29 protein-coding genes are annotated in these 22,271 nt (G+C 70.2%); 6 read left to right on the top strand and 23 right to left on the bottom strand.

Translation table 11 applies throughout. The features are described 5' to 3' along the window. Positions 1–2,194, top strand: a 2,194-nt coding sequence (locus tag ABFX51_RS39515) for an error-prone DNA polymerase (protein WP_346057042.1), incomplete at its 5' end; no start/stop codon positions are given. A gap of 123 nt (positions 2,195–2,317) precedes the next feature. Here ABFX51_RS39515 and ABFX51_RS39510 read toward each other — a convergent pair. The 8 genes from ABFX51_RS39510 to ABFX51_RS39475 form a co-directional block, all read right to left on the bottom strand. Continuing rightward, the gene (locus ABFX51_RS39510; protein WP_346057040.1) at positions 2,318–2,533 is read right to left on the bottom strand and encodes a hypothetical protein; all 216 of its coding nucleotides are present in this window, start codon (positions 2,531–2,533) and stop codon (positions 2,318–2,320) included. 25 nt (positions 2,534–2,558) lie between these two features. Continuing rightward, a complete protein-coding gene (locus tag ABFX51_RS39505) occupies positions 2,559–3,263 on the bottom strand; it encodes a hypothetical protein (RefSeq protein ID WP_346057039.1) in 705 nt (234 codons plus the stop codon). An 82-nt stretch (positions 3,264–3,345) separates the two neighbouring features. After that, the gene (locus ABFX51_RS39500; RefSeq protein ID WP_346057037.1) at positions 3,346–3,654 is read right to left on the bottom strand and encodes a hypothetical protein; all 309 of its coding nucleotides are present in this window, start codon (positions 3,652–3,654) and stop codon (positions 3,346–3,348) included. A gap of 23 nt (positions 3,655–3,677) precedes the next feature. Further along, complete coding sequence (locus ABFX51_RS39495) at positions 3,678–3,869, bottom strand: hypothetical protein (protein ID WP_346057036.1); 192 nt, start codon at positions 3,867–3,869, stop codon at positions 3,678–3,680. A gap of 2 nt (positions 3,870–3,871) precedes the next feature. Continuing rightward, positions 3,872–4,108, bottom strand: coding sequence for a hypothetical protein (locus ABFX51_RS39490; RefSeq protein WP_346057034.1), 237 nt, complete (start codon positions 4,106–4,108; stop codon positions 3,872–3,874). After that, positions 4,105–4,956: a metal-dependent hydrolase gene (locus tag ABFX51_RS39485; protein WP_346057032.1), complete on the bottom strand. Its 852-nt coding sequence runs from the start codon at positions 4,954–4,956 to the stop codon at positions 4,105–4,107. Before ABFX51_RS39485 ends, ABFX51_RS39490 begins: the two co-directional genes overlap by 4 nt. Further along, positions 4,956–5,840, bottom strand: coding sequence for a WhiB family transcriptional regulator (locus ABFX51_RS39480; RefSeq protein WP_346057030.1), 885 nt, complete (start codon positions 5,838–5,840; stop codon positions 4,956–4,958). The genes ABFX51_RS39485 and ABFX51_RS39480 overlap by 1 nt, the downstream gene beginning before the upstream one ends. Beyond that, on the bottom strand, positions 5,840–6,769 hold the full coding sequence (locus tag ABFX51_RS39475) for a hypothetical protein (protein ID WP_346057029.1): 930 nt from the start codon (positions 6,767–6,769) through the stop codon (positions 5,840–5,842). The genes ABFX51_RS39480 and ABFX51_RS39475 overlap by 1 nt, the downstream gene beginning before the upstream one ends. 152 nt (positions 6,770–6,921) lie before the next feature. Here ABFX51_RS39475 and ABFX51_RS39470 point away from each other — a divergent pair, with 152 nt between their 5' ends. Next, on the top strand, positions 6,922–7,236 hold the full coding sequence (locus ABFX51_RS39470) for a hypothetical protein (RefSeq protein WP_346057027.1): 315 nt from the start codon (positions 6,922–6,924) through the stop codon (positions 7,234–7,236). Between the two features lie 12 nt (positions 7,237–7,248). On the opposite strand, the gene ABFX51_RS39465 is transcribed toward ABFX51_RS39470, so the two are convergent. From ABFX51_RS39465 to ABFX51_RS39400, 14 genes are all read right to left on the bottom strand, one after another. Next, positions 7,249–7,476 (bottom strand): hypothetical protein, encoded by a 228-nt coding sequence (locus ABFX51_RS39465; RefSeq protein WP_346057026.1) that lies wholly within the window; start codon positions 7,474–7,476, stop codon positions 7,249–7,251. 96 nt (positions 7,477–7,572) lie between these two features. Continuing rightward, on the bottom strand, positions 7,573–9,810 hold the full coding sequence (locus ABFX51_RS39460) for a type IV secretory system conjugative DNA transfer family protein (RefSeq protein ID WP_346057024.1): 2,238 nt from the start codon (positions 9,808–9,810) through the stop codon (positions 7,573–7,575). Positions 9,811–9,908: 98 nt separating this feature from the next. Next, positions 9,909–11,336, bottom strand: a complete 1,428-nt coding sequence (locus ABFX51_RS39455) for a hypothetical protein (protein WP_346057023.1) — start codon at positions 11,334–11,336, stop codon at positions 9,909–9,911. A 25-nt stretch (positions 11,337–11,361) separates the two neighbouring features. Next, positions 11,362–11,799, bottom strand: coding sequence for a hypothetical protein (locus tag ABFX51_RS39450; RefSeq protein ID WP_346057021.1), 438 nt, complete (start codon positions 11,797–11,799; stop codon positions 11,362–11,364). Then, a complete protein-coding gene (locus ABFX51_RS39445; RefSeq protein WP_346057019.1) occupies positions 11,796–12,038 on the bottom strand; it encodes a hypothetical protein in 243 nt (80 codons plus the stop codon). The genes ABFX51_RS39450 and ABFX51_RS39445 overlap by 4 nt, the downstream gene beginning before the upstream one ends. After that, positions 12,038–12,448: a hypothetical protein gene (locus ABFX51_RS39440; protein WP_346057017.1), complete on the bottom strand. Its 411-nt coding sequence runs from the start codon at positions 12,446–12,448 to the stop codon at positions 12,038–12,040. The genes ABFX51_RS39445 and ABFX51_RS39440 overlap by 1 nt, the downstream gene beginning before the upstream one ends. Positions 12,449–12,579: 131 nt before the next feature. Beyond that, on the bottom strand, positions 12,580–13,644 hold the full coding sequence (locus ABFX51_RS39435; RefSeq protein ID WP_346057016.1) for a hypothetical protein: 1,065 nt from the start codon (positions 13,642–13,644) through the stop codon (positions 12,580–12,582). Then, positions 13,641–13,937, bottom strand: coding sequence for a hypothetical protein (locus tag ABFX51_RS39430; RefSeq protein ID WP_346057014.1), 297 nt, complete (start codon positions 13,935–13,937; stop codon positions 13,641–13,643). The genes ABFX51_RS39435 and ABFX51_RS39430 overlap by 4 nt, the downstream gene beginning before the upstream one ends. Then, positions 13,934–14,209, bottom strand: coding sequence for a hypothetical protein (locus ABFX51_RS39425; protein ID WP_346057013.1), 276 nt, complete (start codon positions 14,207–14,209; stop codon positions 13,934–13,936). The genes ABFX51_RS39430 and ABFX51_RS39425 overlap by 4 nt, the downstream gene beginning before the upstream one ends. Further along, positions 14,206–14,460: a WhiB family transcriptional regulator gene (locus tag ABFX51_RS39420; RefSeq protein ID WP_346057011.1), complete on the bottom strand. Its 255-nt coding sequence runs from the start codon at positions 14,458–14,460 to the stop codon at positions 14,206–14,208. Before ABFX51_RS39420 ends, ABFX51_RS39425 begins: the two co-directional genes overlap by 4 nt. Then, positions 14,457–14,648 (bottom strand): hypothetical protein, encoded by a 192-nt coding sequence (locus ABFX51_RS39415; RefSeq protein ID WP_346057009.1) that lies wholly within the window; start codon positions 14,646–14,648, stop codon positions 14,457–14,459. Before ABFX51_RS39415 ends, ABFX51_RS39420 begins: the two co-directional genes overlap by 4 nt. A 233-nt stretch (positions 14,649–14,881) precedes the next feature. Then, entirely contained in the window at positions 14,882–15,733 is an 852-nt protein-coding gene (locus tag ABFX51_RS39410; RefSeq protein WP_346057007.1) for a helix-turn-helix domain-containing protein, read from the bottom strand. Further along, positions 15,723–16,301 (bottom strand): DUF6879 family protein, encoded by a 579-nt coding sequence (locus ABFX51_RS39405; RefSeq protein WP_346057006.1) that lies wholly within the window; start codon positions 16,299–16,301, stop codon positions 15,723–15,725. Before ABFX51_RS39405 ends, ABFX51_RS39410 begins: the two co-directional genes overlap by 11 nt. Beyond that, positions 16,298–16,486, bottom strand: a complete 189-nt coding sequence (locus ABFX51_RS39400) for an RNA-binding protein (RefSeq protein WP_346057004.1) — start codon at positions 16,484–16,486, stop codon at positions 16,298–16,300. Before ABFX51_RS39400 ends, ABFX51_RS39405 begins: the two co-directional genes overlap by 4 nt. 255 nt (positions 16,487–16,741) lie before the next feature. Here ABFX51_RS39400 and ABFX51_RS39395 point away from each other — a divergent pair, with 255 nt between their 5' ends. From ABFX51_RS39395 to ABFX51_RS39380, 4 genes are all read left to right on the top strand, one after another. Continuing rightward, positions 16,742–18,007, top strand: a complete 1,266-nt coding sequence (locus ABFX51_RS39395) for a tetratricopeptide repeat protein (protein WP_346057003.1) — start codon at positions 16,742–16,744, stop codon at positions 18,005–18,007. Then, complete coding sequence (locus tag ABFX51_RS39390; protein ID WP_346057001.1) at positions 18,004–18,414, top strand: hypothetical protein; 411 nt, start codon at positions 18,004–18,006, stop codon at positions 18,412–18,414. Before ABFX51_RS39395 ends, ABFX51_RS39390 begins: the two co-directional genes overlap by 4 nt. A 393-nt stretch (positions 18,415–18,807) precedes the next feature. Beyond that, positions 18,808–20,733 (top strand): hypothetical protein, encoded by a 1,926-nt coding sequence (locus tag ABFX51_RS39385; protein ID WP_346057000.1) that lies wholly within the window; start codon positions 18,808–18,810, stop codon positions 20,731–20,733. Positions 20,734–21,134: 401 nt separating this feature from the next. Beyond that, positions 21,135–22,022, top strand: coding sequence for a ParA family protein (locus ABFX51_RS39380; protein ID WP_346057044.1), 888 nt, complete (start codon positions 21,135–21,137; stop codon positions 22,020–22,022). On the opposite strand, the gene ABFX51_RS39375 is transcribed toward ABFX51_RS39380, so the two are convergent. Next, a partial coding sequence (locus tag ABFX51_RS39375; protein ID WP_346056998.1) for a hypothetical protein occupies positions 21,983–22,271 on the bottom strand: 289 nt, incomplete at its 5' end. The two genes, ABFX51_RS39380 and ABFX51_RS39375, sit on opposite strands and share 40 nt — an antisense overlap.

Raw genomic sequence — 22,271 nt, 5'->3', positions numbered from 1 at the left:
GACCAACGAGAAGGCCTACGCGCAGCTGGAGCACGAGCTCGACGTGATCGAGAAGCTGGACTTCCCGGGCTACTTCCTCATCGTGTGGGACATCATCGAGTTCTGCCGCAGCCACAACATCCTCGCCCAGGGCCGCGGCTCCGCCGCGAACTCCGCGGTCTGCTACGTCCTGGGCATCACCAACGCCGACCCGATCCGCTGGGGCCTGCTGTTCGAGCGGTTCCTCGCTCCGGAGCGGGACGGGCCGCCGGACATCGACGTCGACATCGAGTCCGACCGGCGCGAAGAGGCGATCCAGTACGTCTACACCCGCCACGGCCGGCACCGCGCCGCGCAGGTCGCCAACGTCATCACCTACCGCGCGAAGTCCGCGGTCCGTGATGCGGCCAAGGCGCTCGGGTTCTCGCCGGGGCAGCAGGATGCCTGGTCCAAGCACCTCGACCGCTGGTCCGGGATCGACTCCGCCACGCCGGAGGAGACCGGGGTGCCGCAGCCGGTGCTCGACATCGCCGGCGCACTGGAGGGCTTCCCCCGGCACCTCGGGATCCACTCCGGCGGCATGGTGATCTGCGACCGGCCGGTCACCGAGGTCGTTTCGGTCGAGTGGGCCGCGATGGAGGGCCGCACGGTGCTGCAGTGGGACAAGGACGACTGCGCTGCCGTCGGGCTGGTGAAGTTTGACCTGCTCGGCCTCGGGATGCTCTCCGCGATCCACTACATGATCGACTTCGTCGCCGAGTTCGAAGGCACGGCCATCGACCTCGCCCAGCTCGACCTCGCCGACCCCAAGGTGTACGACATGCTCTGCGCCGCCGACGCGGTCGGCGTGTTCCAGGTTGAGTCCCGCGCCCAGCTGGCCACCCTGCCGCGGCTGCGGCCGCGCGAGTTCTTCGACCTCGTCATCGAGGTGGCGCTGATCCGGCCCGGCCCGATCCAGGGCGGCTCAGTGCACCCGCTCATCCGCCGCCGCCAGGGCGAGCCCTGGGAGCACGCCCACCCGCTGCTCGCCGGCGCGCTCGACAGGACCTACGGGGTGCCGCTGTTCCAAGAACAGGTCATGCAGATGGCCATCGACTGCGCCGGGTTCGACGCCTCCGAGGCCGACCAGCTCCGCCGCGCCATGGGCTCCAAGCGCTCCGGGAAGAAGATGGCCCGCCTGGCGCGCCGGTTCTTCCAAGGCGCCGCCGAACGCGGCATCACCGGCGAGCTCGCCGAGCAGATCTTCCACCAGATCTACGCCTTCTCCGACTACGGCTTCCCGGAAAGCCACAGCCACAGCTTCGCGCTGCTGGTCTACGCATCCGCGTGGTTCAAGTGCTACCACCCGGCGGCGTTCCTCGCCGGACTGCTCAAAGCCCAGCCCATGGGCTTCTACAGCCCGCAGTCGCTGGTCGAAGACGGCCGCCGGCACGGCGTGATCACCCTCGGCCCCGACATCAACGCCAGCCTCGTCGACGCCACGCTCGAACCCCACGAGGGCAGCACCGGCGGGCTCGCGGTCCGGCTCGGACTCGGGACCGTGCGCAACCTCGGCCGCGACGTCGCCGAGGCGATCGTCGCCGCCCGCGCTGGGGGGCCGTTCACCTCGCAGGACGACCTCACCCGCCGGGTCCGGCTCGACACCCCCGCGCTCGAAGCCCTGGCCACCGCCGGCGCATTCTCGGACTGGGGACAGGACCGCCGCCAGGCACTGTGGGCCGCCGGCGCGGCCGCCCGGCACCGCCCCGAGCACCTACCCGGCCTCGCCCCCGGGCTCGACGCACCCGCCCTGCCCGGCATGACCAAGCTCGAGCTCGCGGCCGCGGACGCCTGGGCCACCGGCGTCACCCCGGGCACCCACCCCATCCAGTTCGTCCGCGACCGCCTCACTGACCTCGGCGCGCTCCGCGTCGTCGACCTCGCCAACGTTGAGAACGGCACCCGCATCCGGGTCGGCGGCGCGGTCACCCACCGGCAGCGGCCCGCGACCGCCAGCGGGATCACCTTCCTCAACCTCGAAGACGAAACCGGCATGGTCAACGTCGTCGTCGAACAAAACACCTGGTCAGCCTTCCGAACAGTCGCCCGCGTCAGCTCGGCGATGCTCGTGCGCGGCATCGTCCAACGCTCGCCCGAAGGCGTCATCAGTCTGCGCGCCGACCGCCTCGAACACCTGCCGATGACCATCCAGCACGCCTCGCGGGACTTTCGGTGACCACTCACATCAGGCCCGCGGCCGAGAGGGTTGCCGAGGCTGCGCTGGCCGGGGATCGGGCGTAAAGGCCAGCGGGCCCCGGCCGACTCGGCCGGGGCCCGCTGGGCTTGGTGGCGGGAGTGGTTACCGCAGGGCGCGGGTCACGTCGTCCGCGCTGGCACCGAGCACGGTGCGGTAGGCCTCGATGACGTCCGGGGCCACCTTGCCCTGCCAGGAGTCGAGTTCGTCGACGGTCAGCGCCCCGCGGGCTTCCCAGGTCACTTCACCGGGGTCGGCGGTCTGACCTTCGGGGACGACGTATTCGTCGGTGATCTTCTGGATGGCGGTCTTGAGGTCCATGATCGCGTGATCTCCTTGTCGCTGCTCAGCGGACGGAAGCGGTCGTGCGGGTACGGACGTGCTCTACGGCATCGTGCACGCTCTGGTGGTGGTCGATCGCGGGCTCGCGGGCGGGAAGCACGTTGGTGATGTGCGTGCGCGCCCGGTGGCCGCCGCGGTGCAGCACGAGGATCGAGGCCACGCCCCAGGCCAGGACGATCAGCCCGGCCGCGATCGGGCGGTGCGGCTCGGCGGCGCCGGCCCAGGCCATCGCGGCGGTGCCGGCGCCGTAGAGCGGCCACGCGATCCGGGCGCCGCGCGCGCCGACCAGGCCGGCAACGAACAGCACTCCCCCGCCGACTGCCCACACCGTCAGCAACGTGGCCGCGGAGACCGGCAGGCCGGCGGCGTGCTGCTCGGCCCATGCGCCGATCGGGTCGGTCGCCACGTGCACCACCGGCAGCGCGGACAGCGCGTGCCCGATGTCGGTGCTGGCGTTCCCGCTGAATACCCACTGGATCAGGTGCACGACCTGGATGATCAGCCAGACGGCGAACGCCAGGGTGCTGGCGGCCAGCACGCCGACGCCGACCGCGATGAGCACGGCCTGGACGCCGTTGAGTTCGCGGTCGGTGCGGTCCTCCATCCACTCGACGAACTGGCCGAACAGCTCGCGGAACCAGTCCGCCACGTCGGTCTGCATGCGCCGGTTGTTGTTGTTCTCCAACAGGTTTCCCTTCTTGGTGATCACTTCGGTGGTTTCCCTCAGGCCGCGTCCGCGGCCGCGGTGTACAGCGCGGTGTCGGTGCCGGGCATGGTCGGTGTCCTCGCTTTCACTCGGTGCCGCGGTCGCGACGTTCGGATCGGGGACGGGAGGCCGGCTGCGTGCGCACGGTGGGCGGCGGCGGTGTCCCAGTCGGGCCGTCGTGGTCGGTGTCGAGCACGTACGGCGCGGGTTCGAGCAGGTCCGGGCCAAGGCGGCTGACCTGCCAGCGGCCCCGCGGGTCGACGCTGGTCGGCGCGTACTGCGGCCCGGTGCCGACATCGGTGCGCCGCTGCGCGCGGCGGGTGTGCACCAGCAGGGCGCACGCCACCGCCGCGGCCAGGAGGAGCAGCGCGCCGATGATCCAGACGACGAACATGAGCCTCGATTTCCGTTGTGAGGTCAGGGTTTGCGGGCGAGCAGGCGGCGCTTCTTGCCGGTGCCGCCGCATCGGGAACAGTTCCGCCAGGCCTTGCCGGTCGGGCTGGTGTGCTTGCCGCCGTTGCAGCGGCCGCACGCGGTGTAGGGCCAGATTTGGCAGGCCAGGTAGTACAGGGCGAGCCAGGCCAGCAGCGCCAGGACGACGGTGGTCACGGTCAGCGGCTCCTTTCCGGAACCTCGAGCCGGGCGGCGCGCAGCAGCAGCCGCTCGGCGAACTCGTCGAGTTGTTGAATCGCCAGCGGCGCCTGAGCGGGGGCGCCGGCGTAGAGCACCCCGGCCTGCTCCCGCAGCGCGGTCGCGTGCTTGCGGCACTCGTCGGCCCGCCACAGGCGTTCCTCGACCGTCATCTGGTCGGGCTCCGGGAAGGCCAGCGTGTCCAGGTGGTGCGTCACCACAGCCCACCTCCTGCGGCCGGCTGCGCCGGCGGGGTGACCAGCTCGATCACCTGCGGCAGCAGGCCGGGGATGGCCGCCAGGCAGCCGAGAGCGACCAGGGGGAACACCACCAGCCGCTCGAACCGCTTGCCGGTGCGGAACCGCAACCACGACGGCGGCCGGACCTCGTACCAGGTCTCGCCTCGGATCGGCAGGAACGGCCACAGCAGTGGGCACCCGGACTCGGTGAGCGCGTCGCCGAGGCAGTGCACGGCGCAGCCCAGCGCGACCGCCAGGCCCAGCCATCCCGAGGAGGCATCGAGCGCGGCGAGCACGGCTTGTCCGTCAGGCAGCCCGCTCGCGCTCAGCGTGGCCGGCAGCCACGCCGCGGCTCCGGCACCGTAGGCGACCAGGGCGGGTAGGCCGAGCCGGTCCACCGCCAGCAGCAGCCCGAACGTCAGCCACCCGAGGACGGCCCACGGCCCCCAGGCCGCGGTCGTGGCCGCGCACAGGCCGCCCAGGGCGGCGGCGAACACCAGCGTGTGCGTCAGGTGCCGATGCTCACCACCGGGTTCGTCGGCCGGCCCTTTGGTGTGCTCGTAGAGCCACCTCGAGGTGCCCCGCAATCCGCGGGAGAGCAGCCTGGTGACCGGCCCGAGCAGCCGCGTCGCCGTCGACGTGCGGTGATCCAGGTCGGGCACCAGGGCGTAGCCGGCGGTCACCGCGGCGAACGGGCCGAGCGCGGCGCACGCGGTCAGCGTCGCCGCCACCCCAGGTTCCTGTCCGCTGTCGGGGCTCAGCCCGGTCGCCCGGCCGATCAGCAACCCGGCCAGCGCCCCGGTCAGGGCGTGCGTGCGGCCCATCATCAGCCGTCGACCCCCGTTCCGGCGGCGCCGGCGTCGTCACCGGCGGCCGGCGTGTAGCAGTCGAGGACGGCCGTCAGCTCGGGCGAGCCCACCATTGGTCGGCCGGCGAGCTGGCGGCGCAACTCGGCGCGCACCGCGCGGCGCTTGCGCTCGCTCAGCGCGCCCCACACGCCGTAGTTCTCCGGAGCGGTCAGCGCGTGCTGCAGGCAGCGGCGGCGCATCGGGCAGTGCCCGCACACCCGCACCGCCTGTGCGCTGGAGCGTTGCGTGCCGGCCCACCACAGCTCGGGGTCGTAGCGCCCGGACCGGCACAGCGCCCCGAACCAGGGATCCGTGGGGTCGGTCTCCACGACCCGCGGCCGGGTACCGGCGGTATCGGGGGTCGAGTCGGGATCGTCGATGTCGGCGGTATCCCACTCGTCGGGCCGGAACCAGCCGCAGCGCCGTGCCCGCGCGCGCAGATGCGTCGAGGGGCCGGGCACGTCGCGCAGCTCCTCGTAGAGCGCGGCCACCTTCGCCGCGGTGGACTGGTACACCCGGGCGCGGCTACTGGAGTTGTGCATGAACGGGATCACGCACGCCCGCTCGGCGAACACCCGCTTGGGGCTGGTGTAGCCCAGCCGCCGCGCGAGATCGTGTTCGCGGTGCCCGATCGCGTAGAGCGCCTGAATCCGGCGCCGGGTGCCGGTCGCGTCGATCCGGTGATCGACATCCGGGCTCAGGTGGGCCTTCCCGGCGTATTGGAACTGGTTGTACCGCCGGTACTTGGCCTCGGCGTCCGGGCAAGTGCAGCCGTGATGCCGACGCGCAGAGACTGTGCCGTGCCGGCGCGCGGGGCAGCCACTGCGATCGATGGGCGCCTCTGTCGGCGCGGTGCCCGCCATCACGCGGTGCCCCGATGGACCAGGTCGCCGAACGCGGCGCGGGTCGGGGCGTCCAGCTCGGTGTCCGGGTAGGTCACCAGCCAGCGCCGCCGGCCGCGCTCGACCAGCGCCTCGGTGCCGCCCGCGGCCAGCCGGAACGACGCGAACGCCACCGGCGGTTCGCGGTCCACGAACAGCTGCCCCACCCCCGTTGGCGCCGCGCCCAGCTCGCTGCGCAGCGCCGCCGGGGGCTCCTTGACCGTCAGGTTCGCCGACCCGGACCCCATCGCCGTGAAAACGGCCGTTTTCGCGGCGAGCTTGTCGACGGTGAGTGAGCAGCGGGTCCGCAGGGCGACGACCTGCTTGAGCAGCAGCGTCTGCAGCGCCGAGCTGTCGCCGAACGAGGTCAGCCGGGTGTCGGGCAGGGTGGCGAGCACGCCGATGCCGAGCTCGCCGGCTAGGCGCACCACCGCGGCCCAGCGCTCGCCGTGGCCGGCGAACACCCGGTGGGCGTCCCTGATGGCGACGAGCAGGGCAGGCAGCCCGGCCGCCGGGTAGCTGCCCGCCTGCATGGCGGCCAGCAGCTCGGCGCGGGCGCGCACCACGCGCTCGAGGGCGGCGATCGCGGTCTCGGCGACGTCGGCGCTCTGGACCAGCACGGTGGCCTGGCGGGCCAGCGCCGGGTTGGTGAGGTCGTGCTGGCCGTTGATGTAGGCGGTGACCAGTGGCATCGCCGCGCGGGCGGTCACCGCCAGCACGGTCAGCGCGTTGCTGACCCCGACGCCGGCGTCGCCGACGATCACGCCGTGGCGCATCCGGCGCGGTGTGGCCAGCGGGTAGTAGGCGTGGCCGCCGCCGCGCAGGGCAGGGCCGAGCGCCAGGCGGCCGTGGTCGTGCAGCGGCGCGCGCAGCAGCGGCGCCGGTGCCGAGGGCAGGGCTGTGGAGGGCATACGGGTCCTTCCGATCGGGGTTGGGTGGTGGGTGCGCGGGCCGGCAACGGAGGGCTTTCTCAGGGCGTCATCCGTGTCCGGCCGGTGTTTGCGCAGCTCACCGAGGTATTTCGGTGGCGTGAACTGCTGGTGGGGCCGGGTATCCTGTGCTCGTGAGCGACACGGAGACCTTTTCCCACGCGGCGCGCCTTGGTGGCCTGCGCCCGGAGGTGATCAACCGGTTCGTCGCCACGCAGGCCGCGGTGAACGTCCTCGGCCCGCCCAACAGCAAGAAGGCGATCGAGTCGTTGGCTGGCGACTTCACCCGCTGGTTGCGCAAGTCCGGTGACGACCACGCCGACGCCGAGCTGCGGCGCCGGGTGCTGCTGATGGTCACCGAAGGCCGCGCCGGCCAGGGATGGGCCGACAACGAGGCCGCCTCGCGCATCCTGAACGTGGCCGAGGACGTGTACAACAGCATCGCCTGACCTGCTGCCGGGCTACAGCAGCTCGACAGTGGTGGTCTGCTGATGGTCCGAGGACGGCGCGTCCCAGTAGCCACGCAGGGTGTCCGGCACGTCGGTGAGCAGCAACGCCCCTTTTCCGTCGCCGAGGTCGGTGTACTCGGCCACCGTGCCCTCGATGCAAACGTCGCGGCCGCCACTGCGGTTCGGGTCGTGCCAGCTCCGCACCAGACGGACGCGATCACCGGCCTTGATGTGAGCCACGAAGAGCTCCTTCCTCTGCAGGGTTGGGTAGTTGTGGTGCTCCGGGCGGCGCGCGGTGCTTTCTCAGGGCGTCTGCGCGCCGCCCGGACGATTCGGTCAGGCCGCCGCGGTGGTGGCCTCGTAGCGCACCGCCGGGCCGCTGCCGGTCTTGGTGACCAGCTCCTTGCCGGCGAGCGTGCCCAGCAGCGCACCGACCCGCTGGCGGGTCAGCCCGACGTGCTCGGCGATCGTGCTCGGCTGGGTGTGCCCGGCGCGGATCGCGGCGAGCACGCGCTGCTCGGACTTCGACAGCTCCATGCCCAGCTGCTCCGAACCCGCCGCATCCGGGACTGCCGGGGTGGCCGTGGCGGCCGGGGTCGGGCTGGTCGGGGTGTTCGCGCCATCGGTGCCGCGCAGCTTGGGCACGGTGGGCAGCACCATCCGCATCGGCCGCGGCGTGGCGTCGCCCTGCGCGGTGCTGGGGGCGGCCTGCGCGGCCGCCGGCGCGGGCATGGCTGCAGGGGTGGTGGCAGGCGCGGCGGCCAGGCCGTCGCGGCGTGCCCGGTTGCCGGCGTGCAGGGTGCCGTGGTCCAGGGCGATCTTCGGGGCCTGCTCGTACCAGTCCTCGACCAGCCGCAGGCCCTGGGGCAGCGGCTTGCCCTTGGCCTCGCGCTTGGCCGCGTCCTCGCGGGTGGGCACCCACCGGTTCTTGAACGGGGCGTGCCGGGCGACCTCGCCGAGGGTGTGGCCGTAGCCGGGGATGGCGGGCAGGTCGTGCAGGTTGAACTGGCCGTGCGCCAGGATCTGGCCCTGGCTGCGCTCGTCGGTGCGCAGGCCGACCGCGTTGCCGGCGCGCAGGCTGCCCCGCAGCACCGACTTCTTGAACGTCTCCAGCGATCCGTCCTGGTCGGCCATGATCACCGCGATGCCGACCTTGCGGGCCTCGCGCGCGAGCTTGGCCCACTTCTCGGCGTTTTCCTTGGTGACCACCACGTGCGCCTCGTCGACGATGACGAGGATGCCGGGGTACTCCGGGGCCGGGTTGAACCCGTGGCCCCCGCCGTGGCGGTTGCGCTGCCGGTACTGCTGCATCGCGATCAGCCGGCGCAGCGCGTACTCGGCGTCGTCGGCGCCGTAGCGCTCCTGGGCGTGCTCCCACAGCTGCGGGCAGGACATGCCGTCCTGGCCGTCGACGTGGATGACGTAGGTGTAGCCGGTGTAGAGCGCGGTCAGGGCGATGACGTCGATGAGCCGGGACTTGCCCGAGCCGGTGCCGCCGACGATCAACCCGCCCCAGATGCTGTTGTCGGTGTAGAGGCGCCACACCGCGTCGCCCAGCCCGTCGATGTAGGGGCCGAGCACGATCTGGCCGTCGTCGTACTGCGGGCCGTGGAAGTACACGTCGGCGGCGACCGGCGAGTGGGTGACCACGCGGAACCGGGCCAGCGCCGGGTTCTCCTCGTAAGGATCGACGGTCAGCTTGGTCTGCGGATGCCCGAGCCCGCTGGCGATCTTGGACATGTTCGCGCGCACCATGTCCAGGTCGTGCTTGCCGGGGTGCAACCGCAGGATGTACTCGATGCCGTGCTTGAACGGCTCACCGCTGACCAGCTGGGAGCCGGCCAGAATGCAGCCGGTGCCGCCGAGGTAGTCGGCCCAGCGCCGCGGGTAGAGCGCCAGCAGCGACTCGTCCACCTCAACCGGCGCGACCTCGGGCTCGGGCTCCGCCTCGGGTTCGACGGCCTCGGGGTGGCGGTTGGCCGCCCACCAGCGGGCGCCGAAGGCGTAGTCGCCGGCCAGCGCCACCGCCAGGCTGCCCCAGGTGAACCCGGAGATCACGGCGCTGACCATCCACAGCGACATCGCCGCGGTGAGCAGCCCCGACCACAGCGTCCACTCGGCCAGGAGGTGCTCGCGCCGGCGCAGCAGCACGTGGCCGGCCGCTCCGGCGGCCGCGCACGCCAGGCCGGTCACCACCGCCGCGACCCCGGCCGCGTGCGCCTGGGCGGCCAGCGCGTGGACCACCTGCGCCAACCCGACCAGGCCTGCGGTGATGTAGTGCGGCATCAGCTGGTTGCGGTTCCGCCGCTCGATGTCGGCCAGCAGCGTGCGCTCGGCCCGCTGCTCGGCGCGGCGCTGGGCACGGTTACGCGGCTTGGGCGCCTGCTCCCCCTCCCCGCCGTTCTGGCCGGTCTGGTCGATGCTGATGCCGTCGGGCAGCGCAGCCATCGCCCGCACCGTGGCCTCGGCGAAGCTGGCCGCGGTGCGCTCGATGTGCTGCTCCAGCTCCGGCGTCACGGTGGCCGGGCGACCGCCCTGCCCGCGCCGGGCAGATCGAGATGCGGTTTTCGGCATGGCGTTGGTCCCTCCCTGGTCTGGCCGGTGTCGGCCACGGCGCCCGCACACCCCGGCGAGGGGCAAGGGTGTGCGGGACCGAAACGACACCGCGCTGGCTACTCGGCGGTGACGAATTCCTTGCTGCCGGCGTCCGGGGTGGCCGCGTAGGCCTCCTGGACACCGCGGTGGCTCTCCAGCTCGCTGGACAGGCTGTTCGCGGCCGCGGCGGCCGCCTCCAGCTGCGCGAGCGCCGCCTGCAGCTCCTGGATGGCGCCGGTCATCTGCTCCTGCACCGAGCTGATGTCGGTGAGGGCCTGACCGGTCACCCCGCCGGCCTCCAGGTCGGCGCGGGCCTGCTCGCAGGAGGCGGCGGTCTCGTCGCCGGTCGGCAGGATCGCGCTGATCTGGTCGTAGGCGTGGGTGCACTGCGAGGCCATGCCCTGGGCGTAGGCGATCGCACCATCCAGGCCGGTGATCTCGGGGTTGGTCACGGGAAGCTCCATTCGTGTGGTCGTGACGATGTCGCGCTTGAACGGGATGACGTTGTCGGGCAGTGGTGTCTCGGCGACCTCCTTGGCGTCGGGGACCGGATCGGTCTTCTCCTCCGCGCCGCCCGCCTCGGACCCGGCCTCGGCGTCCTCGGCGGCCTTCTGCGGCGCGGACTTGCCCGCCGCGGGCGTCGCGCCCGCAGCGGGAGACTCGGGCATCCCGGACGGCTGCCCGGCGGGCGCCGCCGCCGGGCGAAGCCCGCCGGTGGGCTGCCGCTCAGGCGGCTCGGGCACCGGGTCGGGCCGCGGCGGCTCGGTGATGCCGCGCTCGCGAAGCAGCCGCACCGCGTCGGGATCCCACTCGCTGATCGGGACCTCCCGGCCGTCGACGGTGCCGCCCGGCCGGAAACCGACCCGCCAGGCGTCGGCCACCATGTCCGCGCGGACATCGGCGGGCAGCCCGAAGTAGTCGGGCAGGCTCGTCGCGAAATGCCGGCCCTCGGAGTTGGCGCGCATCCACGCGTCGACGAGCTGCCGCTGCTCGGGAGTCAGCCTCGAGTAGCCGGTGGGCTGCGGGCTCGGCTGGGCGGCCGGCCCCTGGCCCGGCTGCGGGACCTGGGCGTAGAACCCGGCCGGGCCGGGCTGACCCGGCCGCTGGCCGGGCTGGCCCGGCCGGCCGATGCCCGCGGCCGGGGTGGTCTCCCCCGGGTTCGGCACCTCGGCGCCGAACCCAGCGCCGCCGCGCTTGGCGTCCTTGCGGGCCCAGCGCTGCCGGTCGCGCTCCTGCTTCGCGGCGGCCTTGCGCGCCTGCTTTTCCCTGCGGTGATCGGCCATCAGCTCGCGCTTGTGATGGGCCGAATCCCAGGCGTCGTCGATCAGGCCGCTGAGGTAGCGCCCGAACGAGCCCTGCGGCACCCGGCCGCCGTTGCGTTCCCGCGCGGCGAGCTTGGCCTCCCGGATCTTCTGCCGTGGTGGCGGTTCTTTCCGCACCGCGGCGGTGATGTCTTCGCTGACGCGCACGATCACGTACGCGATCAGCAGGCAGAAGAGGAACATCGTGGTTCTGGCCTCCCTGTCGGGCTCAGAAGAACGGGTGGAAGACGGCCTGGATCACGACGAGCACCAGGACCGCGGCCGCCACGACGCGCGAATCGCGGTCGAAAATCCAGTCCAGGTACAAAAACAGCGCCTTGAACGGCAGCCGGATCGCCGCCGTGACGCGCGAGACCGTCCGCACGGCGTTGTCGTCGGGCAGGTGCTCGCCGTAGCGAGCCCACAGCCACGCGCTTTTCAGCGGCGGCCGCGGCTTGTCCCACACGTCGGGCGGGGTCCAGTGCCGGCGGGCCTTGTCCGCCCACTGCTTGCTGTAGTCCGCCAGCGACACCGGCGCCGACTCGGCGCCGAGCGGCTGCTCGGCGGGCCTGCTCGACACCGGCGAGCCCGGCGTGTCCTGTTCGGACACCGCGGGAATCTCGGTGGTGACCTCCGTGGCCGTTTCCGGCGGGGCGGTGCTGGTCATCGGCCTTTCCTTTCGTAGCGAGTCAGAAGCTCCTCGGCCGGCGCGACCAGGTCAGCCACCGCGGTGGCGATGATGTCGCCGCGCTGCTCGGGAGAGGCGCACTTGTTGAGCGCGATCCGAAGGTGATCAGCAGCAGCCGCGATCTGGTCGGTGTCGCTTTTGACCCGCTCGAGCCGTTCCCAATACATGCGGCGCCACCGCGCCACGCGGGCGCTGCGTCCGTCGCGATGGCCCGCCATCAGCCGCTCACCAGGTAGCCCAGGCCGTTGCTGCCGAAGCCGGTGATGGCGTCGGTGAGGTCACCGCCGTGCGCGGCGACCGGGCCGGAGGCGATGATGAACAGCAGCGGCAGCAGGATCAGCGCCGTCATCTCCCACTTGTCGGCCTTGCGGTCGTGCACGAACCCGTAGACCACCGCGGGGACCAGCAGCAGGACCAGGACCGCCGCGACGAGCGCCCCGCTCACGGGGAGCAGGTTCAGCAGGCTGCGCAGCAGCCCTGCCAACCAGCCGCCGAGTTCGGTGGACGCGAGCGAGGAAGCGAACAGGGCGGTCACGATGCCCACCACCCACCACTTCTTCCACTTCTTCCACTTCTTGTGCAGCAGGACCAAGAGCCCGGTCGAGAAGATGAGCAAAAGCCAGGCCATCGCCGAATCACTCCTTCCTGAATTGGGGGTTGGGTTGGGTTTTCGTTTTCTGGTGGGGAAAGCCGGCGGCCGGACCAGCGGGTGAGGGGGAGCCCCGCTTCTCAGGAGGTCTGGCCGCCGACGACTGGGGGTTAGCGGCCGCCGAGGTAGATCGCCGCGATGCGGCGGGCGGCCTCGTGACCGATGCCGGTGCCGTTGCTGGCCCGCAGCGACTCGCGCAGCGTCTTGATCACCTGGTTGACCGAGGGGTGAACCGGCAGCCGGCCCTCGGCGGTCGCCTTGCGCAGCAGCGCCAGGTGCTCACCGGTGATCTGGTCGTCGCGGGGGATCACGATCGGCGCGTCCTTGGACTGCGCGATCGCCTCGCCGTAGAGGTTCGAGGCCAGGTGCCAGGCGATCACCGCGGTGACCACCAGCGTCGGCACCAGCACGTGGGCGAGCAGATCACCGGCCTGCCAGTCGAACCGGATGCCGCTCGGAATGACGTTGAGCAGCACCGATGCCGCGGCCAGCGACCCGTCGAACCAGTAGAAGCCGCGGGTGATGGTGATGCCGCGCTTGCGCGCGGTGAACTGCGCGACCATCGAGATCGCGAGCAAGACGCTGGCCAGCGGCTCGACCAAGTACGCCGTCCAGGTGCCGTCCACGCCCACCAGGCCGTCGTGCACGTTCTTCGCCATGAACGCCACACCGCCCGCGATCAGCGTGAACGCGGCCCAGCTCGAGGCGACCAGCTTGCGGTAGTCCGCGCCGATCGCCCGCGCCGGATCCAGAACCCGGTCCCGGGCCCGCGCCGCGCGCTCGTCCCAGAAATCCCAGATGCGGTTCCGCCGCGCCCGGCGCACCTCCGCCTTGCCCGCACGCTTGCGCTCCTTGCGCTGCTTGGTGCGGATCTTCGCGGCAACTTTGGTGTCCTTGGCTTCCTCGGCCTTGGAGGGCACCTCGTGCAGTACCGGGTCCTGGGCCAGCGTCACGTACTGGCGCGCCAGCTCGTTCGCGGTCTCTCGGTCCGCGACCCGCCGCCGCAGCTCGCGCACCATCTCCGATTCCCCCGGCTCGGCCACCTCGGGCTCGGGCGTGGCGTCCGCGTCCCAGCCGTCCTGACCGGGCTCGTCGAGCTCGACGTCGAGCGGCCGGCCGGGGGCCGTGTGCTCCACGGCATGCCCGTTCCGCGGTCGCTCGTCGATTACCGTCACTGCTCCTCCTTCTTCGTGTTCGCACTGCTCACAGCCGTCAGCGCCTCGACAATGTGGTCCCAGACGTCGCGCTCCTCCTCGGCCAGCTCGCGCAACCAGGTGCCGGGCTCGAGGTAGCGGCCGGCCAGCTCGCGGTCCTGCTCAATCTCGGCCAGCTCACCGAGCAGCCCCCGCACCCGCCGGCCGATCTCGGTCTCGGCCGACGCCGTGGACAGGAACCCGGCCAGCGCCTCGCGGCCAGTCCGGCGGGCGCCGAACCCGCCGCCCGCCGGGGTGGTGATCGTGCTCGTCATCGGGAACCACCACCCCGGCGCAGCAGCCGGAACACGACAACCGCGGCCGCCACGACGATCAGCACGCCGCCGAGCTTCACCCCGGCCACCGGGGCCAGCACCGCCAACACCAGCGCCATGCCGCCCACCAACGTGACCAGCAGCGGCGCCCCGATGTTCTCCGCGTCCTCCAGCGGCGACCCCGCGGTCGACCGCGCTGCCACGGCCTGTTCGCCCTGCTCAGCGACCAACTCGCCCGCGGCAGGGTCGGTGGAGTACTCGGTGCCGGTCATGCCCGCACCTCCTGCCGCTCAGCCTCGCTGCTCCGCTTCACCGCGCGCCGCTCGTCCTCGGACAGACCGCCCCACACACCGGCGTCCTGGCCAGACTCCAGCGCCCACTCCAGGCACTCCGAGCGGACCGGGCAGCCCGCGCACACGGCCTTGGCCCTGGCGGTCTGCCGCAGCGCCGGACCGCTCGTCCCGACCGGGAAGAACAGCTCCGGGCTCTCCTCGCGGCACGCAGCATCGTGAACCCAGCTCATGCGGCACCCCGCAGACCCGAACGCTTGTCCGGCGCCAGGCTCCGCAGCCGCCGCCGCTGCGCGCGCTGCTCGGCCAGGGAAGGCACGAGGTCCTCGAAGTCGGACACCCGCGGGGGAAGTGCGGCCTTTCGGATGACGACGACCGGGACACGGCCCTCGTCGCTGGATGCCAGCTGTACGCTCGACATCGCAGATACCTCCAATCGCTGTGGATCGGTCTTCTGCTCCGGCCCCGTCCTGGTTGCCGCCAGGCGGGGCCACTTTCTTGCTCGCTGTGGATCGTGTTCAGTTGTCCTCCCCTGCCCCCGGTTGCCGCCGCGAGCAGGAGTGATACGCGATGATGCGAGACTAACCGCGTGATGCACGTATCACAAGAGTGAATGCGTTATTAGTGGCGATGCCCCCTCGAATGGACTAGCGGCTAGTCCAGCTCGTCCGCGATGCGATCGAGCAGGACCAGCGCGGCTTCGTCGTAAGCGGCAAACTCCTGTTGCTTCTTGAACATGCGCTGGTAGACCGCGACGTCGGCCGGGTCGGTGATCGTGACTTCGGCTGTCAGGGACTCCGTAACCACATCAGTCGCGCCATCGGGCCAGTGAGTGAGCACGAAGCTGTTCGACGTTGGCGCCTTCTTCTGCTGCTCGCGAGACACGATGCCGATGTGCACGTTCGGTAGGGCCGCCAAAGTTCGGAGCCGGTCGAGTTGCTCTCGAGAGACACTGGCTGGCCAAGGTTGCCAGGCCAAGGCGGTCTCGGTGATCACCGCGCTGATCGTTTTCGACTCGTCATAGAGGATCGCCTGCCGCTCCATCCGAGCGGCGACCGAATCGGCCACGGTGTCTGGGGTGGCGGCGCCGATCTCTAGGAGCAGTCGACGTGTGTACTCCGGTGTCTGTAGGAAGCCGGGGACAACCTCGGGTTGGTAGATGCAGAAGAGGTCGGCATCGGCGTCGTGTTGGATGCGTACGCGCTGCTGAGCGGCGTGCCCGCCGCGGTTGAGTTCTCGATTGGTGACAACCTCGGTGGCGATGTCTTCGGCTAGCCCAAGTACCTCCTCTTTCTGCTGCTCGGAGGCGTTGCAGTAGTCGAGCCAGCGGCGTATGTCCTCGAGCGGAGGCAAGTTGAGCCCCGACTCGGCGCGGGAAATCTTGGGCTGGCTCCAGCCGAGGTCAGCAGCCATTGTCCGGCCGCTGACCCTGGTGGCTTTCCGAAGCCGCTGTAGCTGCTCGCCGAGTCTTGTTCGGCGAGAGCTGAGGTTGTCGTCAGTGGGCACTCGGTGAGGTCTCCTCGCTGGTCACAGCTGCCCGATTGCGACCGACCTCCCCCTCGGCGCGCGGTGCGGGCAGCAGTGTGTACTCGTGGAACGGAACGGATCGGGCCACGGCCGCTTGCTTGATGTCCAGGAACGGGGCGACGTCCTCGGTGATGGTGACGCCAAGGAACTGTCCGCCGCTGGTGTAGGTCATGACCGCAGCGATTCGATCATCGAAGAGCCAGAAGTCCTGATCAAAGCGGGGATCTGTACCGCCGGGCCACGATCGGTCGTACACCTTGATCGTTTCGCCGGCGGCGATGTTGTCGGGGTAGGCGGCCCACTCGAACCGGGTGTAGTCGGTGACGGGATGGCCCACCATGCGGACGCGGCCGATCTTGCGACCAGAGGCAACCACCGCACGTGCGCGGGCTTGCCATTCCAGGTCGTCCGCAGATGGCTTCGGTGTCCGTCCGGCCATGAAGTCGTTGAACTGCTCGCGCTCGTCGCTGACGTCGTAGGTATCCAGCGCTTCGAGTCGCCAGGCGTACGAGGTGAAGCCGTCCAACAGGTCGAGCAGCGTCGTCACGCCAGTACCTCCCTTGCGGCCTCTCGCAGGACGTCGAGCGGGATTTCGACCACAGCCTCGCCTTCGGGCGGGGTGAACTGGCCGCTTGCGTCCGTCATGCCCTGGACGAACACGCGGTTGTTGTGCACGAACACCTTCGGGCAGTTGCCGTTCTTGCAGCCAGCGATCTGGGTGTACTCGTCCATCAACGGATCCCTTCGGTCTGATACTAGGCGATGCGCGTATCGGCATCGTAGGATGCATCAAGGGGGGTCACAAGAGGAAGCATCCCTCTCGTTCGGCTGTGGCTCTGAGCAGGGAAGACGCACTATGGAGTTGTCAAGGTTCGATATTTCGATCATCGGAGCTGACGCTCGTTGGCGGCAGTGAAGAACTGGTGAGACTTCGTTTCACCAGTTCTTCACCTGCGAAAACGGCCGTTGTTGTCGAAGACTGGCGGTATGGAGCATGAGCACGAGGACGGCATGGACCTAGAGATCAACGAGCCTGGGCGAATCGAGTGGGGCGAGCGCATCCGGCGCGAGCGCGAGCGCCGCGGGTGGTCTCAAACGGAGGCGGTCAGGGAGTTCCGCCGTACCACTCGTGAGCAGCACGGAGTCGTGCTCGCGAGTGAAGAATCGCTGTTGCGCTCGTGGAAGATGTGGGAGGCCGGCGGTGGCATCCGCCAGGACAACAAGCGGTACCTCGCGACCCTGTTCAGCACCGTGTCCGGCGCATTGTTCCCGCCTGCACGGCGGATCGAGCTGCTGCCGGACGGCGAGGTGCCTGAGCTGTTGCAGCAGCTCCAGTACTCCAGCGTTGACAACTCGGTACTGCACGGCGTCCTGCTGACGGTCGAGAAGCTGTGCACCGAGTACGCCTACACCCCCGCTGAGCAGCTCCTAACCGAAGGACGCGCCTGGCTGGCCCGCTTGGTCCAGCTGATCCAGCAGCCGATGACCCTCGCACAACGCCGGGAAGTTCAGGTGCAGGCCGGTTGGCTCGCGCTGCTGGTCTCCTGCGTCCAGTACGACACCGGCAACGCCCGGGCCGCCGAGATCACCCGGCGGCATGCCCTGAGCCTCGGCAGCGAGGCCGGCCACGCTGGCATCCAGGGCTGGGCGCACGAGATTTCCGCGTGGCAGGCCCTGACCTCCGGCAACTACCGCGGGGTGCTCACCGCCGCGCAGGCCGGTGCGGCCGCCGCAGGGAACCACGGCGTCAGCGTGCAGCTGGCCGCCCAGGAAGCGAAGGCGTACGCGCGCATGGGCGACCCGAAGGCCGCGCTGGAGGCCTTGGACCGCGGCCGCCGACTGCTCGAACCGATGGAGTACCCGACCAACATTGGCAACCACTTCGTGGTCGATCCGTCCAAGTACGACTTCTACGCGATGGACGTCTACCGGCACCTGAGCAGCGACGATGACGCAGCCGAGCAGCTGGCGCACGAGGTGCTGGCCGCCGGCACCGACTGGGACGGCACCGAGCGCTCGGTCATGCGAAACGCCGAAGCTCGACTCACGCTCGGCACTGTCGCGGCCCGCCGTGGCGACATCGACGGTGCCGTCGAGTGGGGCGTGAAGGCGATCAGTACGGACCGGAAGTCCCTGCCGAGCCTGCTCATGGTCGCCCGCGACCTCGACACGGCGATCAAACAAGCGGCTCCCGACGCGCCGCAAGCCATCGAGTACTCCGAACGACTCCGAGACCTTGGAGGGCGCTCGTGATCGCGGGAAGCCTTTTCGCTTGCGTTAATGCTGGCAAGAACGACAGCTGCATTGCCAGCCTTGACCAGGGACAATGCGACACGCCGAGCGACGACAAAGGTCCCGTTTTTGCAAACACCCCTGCTAGCTTTCCGGTGCTCTACGAAGACCGCACGGGAGGCGTGATGCAGATCGGCGAGTTCAATCGCAACATCTCGGCCAAGTTGGCTGCCGTTGTTGCCAGCGGCGCACCGAAGCTGATCACCCGCCGCGAAGACCCCTACGTGACAGTGCTTCCCCACGATCTCTTCGAAGACCTGCTGGCCGCGGCCGGCAAGAGGGGAAAGCGTGTCCTCGCGCGCCACCAAGCTCAGGCTGCGCAGCGGAACCAGACCAGTCAGGAGGAGCTGCCTTTGACTGCCGCGTAAACGACGAAACGCCCCCTGAGCTGCCAACTCAATGGGGGCGTTAACCGCCGAACAATATTCGCCTGTACACCTAGCCCACCGGAATTCCTTGTAGGAGGGGAGTTCTCCGGTTGGTCAGGTGGCTTGCTCGAAGCTGGAGCCAACCATACCAAACTTGGCCTCGGCTGGTACCCCCGCGCGCCCAAAATACCTGCTCGCGCGGGGTGTCGTACCGGCCACACGTGTCTCTGTCCTGGCTGCTGCACTGCCTGTTGGTGGCCGTGACCGGCTCGTTAATGCCGCGTCGATGCCAGCGCACCGGGGAATCACCTGCTCGCACCGGGGAATCACCTGCTTTCGCGGATGTTCCTGGGCTGTCGGCGCGGTCGCCGACGTCCGCCTGGTGGTGGTCGCGTGACCACCACAGCACCTGCCCCGCCCGTTGTTCGCGCTGCTCAACGTGGCAATTGCGTGAAGTGCCGACGTGCGCCGGGCCGGCCGCGGTCACCGCAGGCCCCCGGCGACGGCTTGATCCCGGCGAACGAACTGGTCGTCTGCGATCGCTGCTGGCTCACCGCCGGCGGCGACGACGCGGTACAGGCCGCGCTCGACGACGACGGCCAGCTCAGGCTCAGCCTGGAGGGCTCCGCCGAGTTCGAGGCACTGCTGGCCGAGGCCGAGGAGTACGACCAGCGCCACCCGATCGACCGCTGCCTGATCGAGGCGGGCATCCGGTGGGACACCCTGCGGCTCATCGCCGTGCCGGCGCGCTGCGACCTGGTGCGCTGGGTGCTGGAGCGCGTCCCGCCGACGCATACCCGCGTGGCGGACTCCCTGGATGCCTGGATCGAGGCCGTAGCCGCTCGCATCGAGCAGCAGACCGGCACCGAGTTCAAGTACAACCCGAAGAGGCGCCGGTGGTGGCGCATCGCGAACGTGCTCCGTTGCTGCTCAGACGACCCCTCGTACCGACAGCGCCGCCCACTCACCTGGATTTCGCAGGAGGAGATCGCGGCTGCGGTCGGCTGCTCCACGCGCACCGTCCGGCGCTGCGTGGCGTGGCTGCAGCGCGAGGGCCTGCTCCACGAGGTGCTTCCGGGCTGCCAGATGCCGCGCCAGACGATCCCCGACGACGAGACCGCTGCCGAGCAGGCCCAACGCGAGGCGCGGATGGCGGCCGCGGTGGCCGCCGAGGACGCGGCGATCGCCCGTGCGAGGGCAGAGCTGGACGCAGTGCACGACGGCCTGCTCGGCGACGCGGCGGCGGCGGCCGCCGAAACTGCCCTCTCCCCCGCCGACCGGGCGGCCTTGGACGCGGCCGAGGAGCTGGAGCCGGACCTGGTGCAACTGGTGCCGGTGTACGAGTTGCGCGTGCCCCTCGGCGAGGCCGAGAAGGCCGAGGAGGCCGCCATCGCCCGCGCGTGCACCAAGCTGGCCGCTACCCCCGGCGAGGCCGTGGCGCGGCACCACAGCGCCGAACTGGTCCCCGCGGTGAACGCTGCCGTCTACCGCGAGCTGTTCGCCATCGGGCACGACGGGCAGCTGACCCGCCTGGCCGGCCCCGAGGCAGCCGACGCCCTGACCTGCGGAAACGTGGCTGGCTTGCTCCGTCCTGATCAAAATGGCCACCCCCCGCAGGTCATAACCATTGATCAACTGAAGTCCAGAGACGTACAAGTTGTGGATAAACGACCGGCTACGCCGGGCTCAGACGAAGAAGGGGTTCGGTCCGGTCGGAATGGCGCTGATTCGACCGTCAGCGGCCAAACAGCCCCTTCCGAGGGTGATCGGCCCAGGAGCCGCCAGAGCGAGGCTGTACGGGCCGCTGAGTGGCTGCTGGAGTCGCGGTTGCACCCGGACCTCTGCATCGGCGTCTCGCGCCGCTGGTTAACAAGCGTTATACGGGGCAGCGGACTGCTCGCCGCATGGAACGTCACTCACGGACACGCCCAAAACGAGATCCTCGGCGGCTGGAACGGGGTGCCGCCGGCCTGGAACGAACTCGCCGACCTGATCCACGGCGTGCCCGAGTACGCAAACCTGCCGCGGTTCATCTACAACCCGCGCGGCTGGATCAAGGCCAGGTTCGCCCGCGCGGACGCCCACATGCCGCCGAGCAAGTCCAAGATCATCCGACACATCGAGACCACCAGCCCGACACTCCAGGAGCGCCGCCAAACCAAGATCGAGACCGCCCGGCAAGCCGAGATCGCCGCCCGCCGCGCCGCCATCGCGGCCTGCCAGATGTGCGACGAGTACGGCTTCTTTCCGGCCGACTCGACCGACCCGACCGCACCCGTCGTCAGGTGCAACCACGACCCGGAAACAGGCGGGTGGTGAGTGCCAGCCGCACACGCCACGCCCGTCACTCTCGGTACTGGAAAGTGGAAACTGGAAAGTCGGCGATGGCCAACCAAGGGGGGCCCAACGTGCGTTGCGCGTTGCGCGCGAGGCGCAAACGGGACTCTAGCACGGAGAGTGACACTGGGTGATCTCCGGGGGCTGGTCCCTGCGGGTGAGGGTCATCGCCGACCGGGCGCGGAGGAGAACCTCGGCCTGTGTCGAGCCCCGGACAAACCCGTCGGTGCCACCCCCCGCCGCGCGATGCTAAAACGGGCGTTCTTGCGTCAACGGGAGGCGTGTATACCCCTCCGCCAGCCGCGTCGTCAGCTTTTCCGCTTGCGAAAAGGCAAGCCGTCTTGCTTGTCCGAACTGTTGACTGCCAAGATGCGCCCGTGACCATGACGACGGACCTGACCGTATGGGATGTGCTGGAACGACAACTCCGCACTGAGATCACCCTGACCTGGAACCCTGACGGGCCGGTTGTGCTCGCCATCGACAGCGAGAAGGGCGGCGTTGGCAAGTCTGGCTTGGCGGGCGGGCTGATCGCCGTCATGGCCGCGAACGGCCGACGCGTCCTTGGCGTCGACCTCGACCCGCGAGCCACTCTTACCGAGGAGCTGGGCGCGGACGAGGGCGAGTACAGCGTCAACGACCTGCTGTACGAGGATCGCGAGGCCGATCCGGACGAGCTGCCCGAGCTGTCCGGCCTGGCCGCCGAAGCGCTGCGGCCGGCGGGGAAGGCATGGGGAGATAACGTGCGCGTGTTGGCCGCCGAACGGGCGCTCGCCAACCGCGAGACCGACAACACCACCCCGGACCTCGAACATCGGCTCAGGATCTCGCTCGAGGGCGTGGCCGAGCAGTTCGACCTGGTGGTCATCGACTTGCCGCCGCGAGCAGGTGGCAAGTTGGTCGGCGCGGGCCTGCTCGCAGCGACTCACGTCATCTTTCCGGGGACGCTGAACGCAGATGGGCAGATCGGCGTACGCGACGCGATGCGAACGCACAAGTTCATGGCGCGCACCAACCCGAACAAGCTGCGCAAGGTCGGTGTCGTGCGGAACATCGTCGAGCCGCGGACGAAGCTGGCGAAGTACTACGACGACCAGTTCGCCGAGGAGTTCGGGTCGGAAGTGCTCGACGTGGCAGTGCCGAAGCGAGTTATTCGACAAGAAGCCCGCGGTGCGTGCGTGCCGATCACCGTGGCGGCCGACAAAGCTGACGCAAAAGACCTCATCAACAGCTACACCCACGTGCTGAACGCGGTAGGGAGGGTGGCCTGATGGCAGGCTTGATGAACGCTGTGCAGAAGAAGGGCAGCCTCAAGAAGGCCGCAGATGCCAGTCACGATCCAGCCGACCTTTCCGCCGCCAACGCAACCAGCGATAAGGGCAGCGAGTCGGCTGGCCGTGATGCTGGCGGGAATGCTGGCCGTAGTGCTGGCGGGAATGCTGGCCGAACCGATGCTGGGAATGCTGGCGCGTCGGCTGGCGTGGTAGCTGACCAAAAGGTCGGCGTTCCTGCGGGCGATA

It is taken from the genome of Amycolatopsis dongchuanensis, from assembly GCF_039542405.1.
Classification (GTDB): domain Bacteria; phylum Actinomycetota; class Actinomycetes; order Mycobacteriales; family Pseudonocardiaceae; genus Amycolatopsis_E; species Amycolatopsis_E sacchari.
The sequence above is the reverse complement of the archived record's forward strand: the minus strand, read 5'-3'. Positions and strand labels throughout refer to the sequence as shown.

Excerpts from the sequence above, each read along its gene's own strand:
- ABFX51_RS39380 (WP_346057044.1), top strand. The coding sequence starts at position 21,135 with ATGACGACGGACCTGACCGTATGGGATGTGCTGGAACGACAACTCCGC.
- ABFX51_RS39430 (WP_346057014.1), bottom strand. The coding sequence starts at position 13,937 with ATGACGAGCACGATCACCACCCCGGCGGGCGGCGGGTTCGGCGCCCGC.
- ABFX51_RS39400 (WP_346057004.1), bottom strand. The coding sequence starts at position 16,486 with ATGGACGAGTACACCCAGATCGCTGGCTGCAAGAACGGCAACTGCCCG.
- ABFX51_RS39475 (WP_346057029.1), bottom strand. The coding sequence starts at position 6,769 with ATGCCCTCCACAGCCCTGCCCTCGGCACCGGCGCCGCTGCTGCGCGCG.
- ABFX51_RS39395 (WP_346057003.1), top strand. The coding sequence starts at position 16,742 with ATGGAGCATGAGCACGAGGACGGCATGGACCTAGAGATCAACGAGCCT.
- ABFX51_RS39480 (WP_346057030.1), bottom strand. The coding sequence starts at position 5,840 with ATGGCGGGCACCGCGCCGACAGAGGCGCCCATCGATCGCAGTGGCTGC.
- ABFX51_RS39415 (WP_346057009.1), bottom strand. The coding sequence starts at position 14,648 with ATGTCGAGCGTACAGCTGGCATCCAGCGACGAGGGCCGTGTCCCGGTC.
- ABFX51_RS39450 (WP_346057021.1), bottom strand. The coding sequence starts at position 11,799 with ATGACCAGCACCGCCCCGCCGGAAACGGCCACGGAGGTCACCACCGAG.
- ABFX51_RS39455 (WP_346057023.1), bottom strand. The coding sequence starts at position 11,336 with ATGTTCCTCTTCTGCCTGCTGATCGCGTACGTGATCGTGCGCGTCAGC.
- ABFX51_RS39420 (WP_346057011.1), bottom strand. The coding sequence starts at position 14,460 with ATGAGCTGGGTTCACGATGCTGCGTGCCGCGAGGAGAGCCCGGAGCTG.
- ABFX51_RS39425 (WP_346057013.1), bottom strand. The coding sequence starts at position 14,209 with ATGACCGGCACCGAGTACTCCACCGACCCTGCCGCGGGCGAGTTGGTC.
- ABFX51_RS39510 (WP_346057040.1), bottom strand. The coding sequence starts at position 2,533 with ATGGACCTCAAGACCGCCATCCAGAAGATCACCGACGAATACGTCGTC.
- ABFX51_RS39445 (WP_346057019.1), bottom strand. The coding sequence starts at position 12,038 with ATGGCGGGCCATCGCGACGGACGCAGCGCCCGCGTGGCGCGGTGGCGC.
- ABFX51_RS39500 (WP_346057037.1), bottom strand. The coding sequence starts at position 3,654 with ATGTTCGTCGTCTGGATCATCGGCGCGCTGCTCCTCCTGGCCGCGGCG.
- ABFX51_RS39460 (WP_346057024.1), bottom strand. The coding sequence starts at position 9,810 with ATGCCGAAAACCGCATCTCGATCTGCCCGGCGCGGGCAGGGCGGTCGC.
- ABFX51_RS39440 (WP_346057017.1), bottom strand. The coding sequence starts at position 12,448 with ATGGCCTGGCTTTTGCTCATCTTCTCGACCGGGCTCTTGGTCCTGCTG.
- ABFX51_RS39485 (WP_346057032.1), bottom strand. The coding sequence starts at position 4,956 with ATGATGGGCCGCACGCACGCCCTGACCGGGGCGCTGGCCGGGTTGCTG.